At 75.6% G+C, this 1,702-nt stretch carries 1 protein-coding gene; it reads right to left on the bottom strand.

What is annotated here, in order from left to right:
* Positions 1-82: 82 nt before the first annotated feature.
* Positions 83-1,702, bottom strand: a 1,620-nt coding sequence (locus ACOJSF_RS11015; protein WP_420142246.1) for a hypothetical protein, incomplete at its 5' end; no start/stop codon positions are given.

A 1,702-nucleotide genomic window follows, 5' to 3' on the forward strand; every position in this document is an offset into this window, starting at 1 on the left:
TTGCGCGCCGCCCCCGCCTCCGCCGCCATCATTTCGAGGAAGCGCGCGATCAGCGCGGCGTCGTCGCCCGGGGGCGCGGCGCTCATGTCCGCGCCATCGCCTCCGCCGCGATCATCCGCGCCTCGCCATTCATGCCGAGCGCGTGGAGCGCGGCGATCATCTGATAGAAATCACCCGGCGGCACCCCGCCCCACGCCGGGGACTGCATGCCCATCGCGACGAGCAGGGCGACCGTACCGCGCTCGCGCGCCTGGACCGCGCGGCGCAGCGCGGCCGCATAGGGGCTGGTCGCCCCGAGCGTGAAGCCCGCGTCGGCGGCGATAGCCCGCGCCTCGTCATCGGGGAGCCGGCCGAGCCCCGCCAGCGCCGCCGTGAGCAGGCCGACGCGATGCGCGCCGCCCTCACCCGCACGCTCGGCGAAGTCGCGGACGCGCGCGGCCGTGAGCGGGACGAGCGGCCGGGTCGCGCCCACCGCGAGCATCGCCCAGGCGCGGTCGCCCTGCGTGCCGCCGGCGGACTCCGCCACCGAAGCCCAGCGCTGCGCCTGAACGTCCAGCCCGGCGGCGAGCATCGAGGCGACGAGCGGCGCCACATCGTCCGACTGATCCGCGCTGGGCGTGATGCCGAGCGCGGCACGCGCGGTGAGGATCGAGGCGGCGTAGCGATCGCGCTCGCCGCCCTGGCCGTTGGCGGCGGCGTCCCACAGGCCGTGCATCGCCGCGAGCCGGGCGTCGTCGTCGTCCCCGCGATAGGCGGCGCGGAGCAGGCCCGCAGGGCTGCCAGCGTCGATCTCCCCGCTTTCCTCCATCACCTGTCCGTACAGATCGACCAGGTTCGCGCTGGAAACCGGCCCGAGCGCGGCGGCGACGCGGGCCGGCGCGATGCGCGCGGCGGGCGCCAGCATCGGCGCGCGGGCGAGCCACGCCTGATACCAGGCGGGCGCGGCGGCAAGCAGGGTATCGGGGATGATCACGCCAAGCGCGCTCGCCAGCCCGAAGCGCCAGTCGGTGAGCGCATCGACCGCGACCCAATCGATCGCGACCTGCCGCCGCCCGCCGCCGCCCGCCACGACCAGCTTTTCAGCGAGCGCATGATCGATCGGATCGTTGGCGGGCGCGCGGCCGATCGTCGCGGTGGCCGTGGCGACGTCGCCCGCCCGCGTAGCGCCCCTTTCGCGGATCATCGGCCAGGCGGGGTGGCCGCCGACCTGCTCGGCGCCGTCCGACAAGGGACAGAGGCCGGCCGGGTCGGCATTGGCGAGTGTGCTGGCGATCGCCACCCGACGCAGGCGCGGTGTGAAATTGTCGACATCGACGCCCTGCACCAGCATGCGCGCGGCATCCGCCTCGCCCAGGCGCAGCAGCAAAGCGGCGCGATCCGCGACCCAGTCGGCCGGGCGGACCCCGCGCGGCACGGGCGAGGCCGAGAGCAAGGCGCGGCGGAGCATGATCTCGACCCAGCGCGAGGCGACCGGGGCCTGCAGGCGGCGCATCAGCGTGACGAGGTAGCGTCCGTCGGCGTCGCCGAACGCGTCGAGCCCGTAGACCGGCGCGGTTCCGACCAGATCGAGCGAGCGGCGCGCGGCGGGGGGCAGCTCCTCGGGCGGCTCGATCTCCGCCTGGACCAGCCGCGCGATATCGGACGGCAGCAGCGCGGGCGAGGAGACCGCGACGCCTTCATCCGCGCCCGGCGTGGGCAAGGG

Source organism: Sphingomonas sp. (genome assembly GCF_048594985.1).
Taxonomy (GTDB): domain Bacteria; phylum Pseudomonadota; class Alphaproteobacteria; order Sphingomonadales; family Sphingomonadaceae; genus Sphingomonas_I.